The organism is uncultured Chloroflexus sp. (assembly GCF_937129525.1).
Classification (GTDB): domain Bacteria; phylum Chloroflexota; class Chloroflexia; order Chloroflexales; family Chloroflexaceae; genus Chloroflexus.
The window spans coordinates 1-3,518 of the sequence record NZ_CAKZNK010000043.1 but is presented as its reverse complement, the minus strand read 5'-3'; the positions used below and the strand labels follow the sequence as shown (position 1 = coordinate 3,518).

The 3,518-nt window shown below is 59.2% G+C and carries 2 protein-coding genes; one reads left to right on the top strand and one right to left on the bottom strand.

Translation table 11 applies throughout. The features are described from left to right. Positions 1 to 144 precede the first annotated feature (144 nt). Complete coding sequence (locus tag Q0650_RS04110; RefSeq protein ID WP_298816200.1) at positions 145 to 981, bottom strand: alpha/beta fold hydrolase; 837 nt, start codon at positions 979 to 981, stop codon at positions 145 to 147. Between the two features lie 389 nt (positions 982 to 1,370). Between Q0650_RS04110 and Q0650_RS04105 the strand changes: the two genes are divergently transcribed. Next, the coding region (locus Q0650_RS04105) for a helicase (protein WP_298816198.1) at positions 1,371 to 3,518 on the top strand (2,148 nt) is incomplete at its 3' end.

The following is a 3,518-nucleotide window of genomic DNA, read 5'->3' as shown; positions in this document are numbered from 1 at the left end:
CCCATCCCCGCACAATCATCCGCCCCACCGCCCACCATCCCCATCCCCGCACAATCATCCGCCCCACCGCCCACCATCCCCATCCCCGCCATGTGCCCCTGCTGACTATCCGCAGGCACGCTTTAATGCAACCGGTAGCAGAGGTCATTCACGGCAGAGTGGAGCCAGAAAACCGCTGAGCAGACCGAGAAACGGACGCGCCGCTTCGATGTGGGGAAAATGGCCACAATGCTGAATAACTACCAACTGTGCGCCTGGAATCTCACGCCGGGCAGTTTCTGCGTAGCGCAGTGGGAAGACCCGATCCTGCGCTCCCCAGACCAGGAGGGTGGGAGCGCGAACCGTTGACAACCGCGAGCGTAAACCGGTTAAGCCCAGATCGGTAGCGGCGTAACGACGGCTCAGGCTGGTCAGGGCCCGACGGTTAGCAGCGCCACTGATTGCTGCCTGACCCCGCTCGATCAGTTCGGCAGTTACGTAGGGAGCGGGATTGTGGAAAGCGGCAGACAGAAAGGCGCGCACGACAGCCGGATGAGCCGAGAGCCAGAGAATGACTTCACCGATGAATGGCCAGCCACCAATGATCGTGAGCGGCGACGGTTCAACAAAGCCGTCGGTGGCGATCAATACCAGCCTGGCAACACGCAGCGGATGGCGGATCGCTGTAGCTAACGCATACTTCCCACCCATGGAATGGGCAACAAAGGTTGCCCGGTCGATATTGAGCGCTGCCAGCAATGCAGCGTAGAGATCGCTCTGCAACTCAAGGCCATAGGGCGCATTAACTGGTTTCTCAGAGCGTCCAAACCCCAGCGCATCGACTGCCAGCGCCCGATAACCATTCTGCGCCAGCCACTCTACTGTTGGCGCCCAATCGTCACTCGAGCCGGCAAAACCATGCAACAGCAGCACAGCCGGCCCGCGTCCCGCTTCAAGCCAGTGCAACTGGTAACCGTTGACTCGCAACCAGCGCGAACGCATTCATTCACCTCACTCTACTAATGCATGCTCGACAGGCATGTTACAATCGAATCGTTAACCGGCTTAACATGCGGGCGTTGGATTGCGTTTTCGCGCAATGGTTGGCCGGATCAATACGGAAGCGACGATGCGCTCTGTGCCCAAACTGCGGCAGCACACCATCGCCAGCTTTACCCTGATCCGATTGCACTCGATTGCGGCATATCGGTCACCTGCTACCACAAAGGAGGCTCCGCTACCCGGCACAAGCACAGTTCGACAACGCGCCTGCTCTACCTTATCGCACAGGTAAGCTGCGCATACTTCTGCAATACCGATCGCTTCGCGTTGAATGACGGTCGATTGCAGTTGCAATGCCCCTCACGTTAAGCTACGAATACTGCGCACCTATGAGTCACCTGATTGACATTTTACACGCCATTGCTGAGCGAGCCGGGCAATCGACATCGCCGCTGATCGCGCTGCGCGCATTCCCTGCCGGCACCGGCACTCGCATCAGCCATCTACCAATCGATCAGGCACTGAACGAGGCCTGGGTGCGCGCCATCGGCACGCCATTCTTTCAAGCCCAATCGATTGCACTTGCTGCCCTCCGGCGCAGCACGCCGTTCGCAATCACCGGCAGCGGCACGCTAAGTCGGGCCAGTCTGCATCTCTTGACACTAGACCTCTTGCGTAACGAACCATCGGCAACAGCATTGCTCATTGTGCCTGACGCCGATCAAGCACTGTTGCACGAGCGAGAAGCCAATGTTCTGGCCCGTTTTTGTCAGCCTGCCATTCCCATCGCTGCGACGAGCGGCGCAAACCGACGAACTGCACCCACTGCCCGCCTGATTATTACGACACTGCCAGAATTACACAGCTCACTGTTGCGCCTTCACGACCGCGCCTGGCACAGCTTCTGGCGTCGATTACGATTGATCCTCATCGCCGATCTACACACGTATTACGGAATTGCTGCCGGTCATCTCAGTATGATCCTGTTGCGCGCCGGTCGGCTCAGCGCGCAACCGATCGCGCTTGGCGGCACAGTCGCGCCTGTTAGTGGCCCTGAAGCGGCGTTAAAGCTGATCAGCGGACGTGAATGGCGCGTTACATCAGCCGCCGACTTACCATATCCCACGACGACGCTGGCAATCTGGCAGTGCGATGGCAATCGTCACCGTGAGACAATGCGTCTGGCTGAAGCATTTCTAGCCAGCGGCGCAAGCGTTCACCTGATCACCAATCGCTTCGAGCTGGGTAATCTGCGCGCAGCAATTGGCGATGTGTCAGGGATGTTGAGCGCCGGCTTGAGACCGTTACCAGCTCACACGCAGATTATGACCGGCGCCGATGTCGGCCCCGCAACACTCCAGGCCGCACTGCATAGCGGCGCCGCGCTGGTCATTGTCCTGCTTGACCGCGGTCTCGGCGATTCTGCTCTCCGTCGAATGGCCGAAACTGATCTGGCGACGTGGCCACTGTTGCAACCAGCCGCATGGTCACCGGTAAGCCTCAACCCATTTGTAGCCGCGCTTCATCTGGTCTGCGCTGCCAGCGAAAAACCGCTGCACGATGATGAGATCCGACAATGGCAACTTGAAACGATTGTGGAACGGCTCGCCGCTCAGAAACATCTCTATCGCCTGCCCGGCAGCGCATCGGTCTGGTTACCTGGTGAGCAGAGCGATCCCTATATTACGCTTGATCTTCACGCTGCCGGCACCGAGCCACTCTACTTGCTCAACGAGCAGAAGATGCAGACCGGCACTGCTGATCCCTCAATTGCAGGGCGCTGGATCCACCTCGCCGCTGCCCTCCCTCCACTCCGGGGTGGACAGCAGATCATCGAACGTGACGACGAGACCGGCACGATCCAATTGGCCGGTCGCGAAGGCCACCGAACAATTCCACTCCGCCGCTGTCAGATTCAGATTCGGCAAGAGTGGGCGCAACGTGAACTCAAGCGCGCTCATAGTCCGCGCCTGAGTTGGGGGCGCGTTACAGTTGAAGAAACGACTTATGCATATCGAGAACAGACGGGACACAACCCGGTACGTGAGCAAACGCTGGCCGAACCAATCACGCAACGCTGGCAAAGTCAGGCTGTTTGGATACGTCTCAGCCGACCACTGAATGTTAGTGGTCAACTCGTCGGATGGTCGTGCGCTGCCGCTATCGCGCTGCGCGCGCTAGCGAGACTAGAAGATTGTGTGACTGCTTACGATCCGACCACCCAACATCTCTATCTGATTGATGCCCAACCTCACGGCAACGGCCTGGCTGAATGGCTTTACGAGCAGATAGAGACGATTTTGCCACTGGCTTACGACATTGCCCTTTACCAGCGCAGCGATCCACTCTACGAGCCGCTCGCTCGCACCGATATGGATTGGCTGTTGACCATTTTGGGTGGCGAGACTGAGGTGGCGTTGACGATGCCCTTTTCACCACAAAAGAAGGCAACCCGCGTGGCCGAGCCGCCTGCCTGCGCCGAGCCGCCTGCCCGCGCCGAGCCGCCTGCCCGCGCCGAGCCGCCTGCCCGCGCCGAG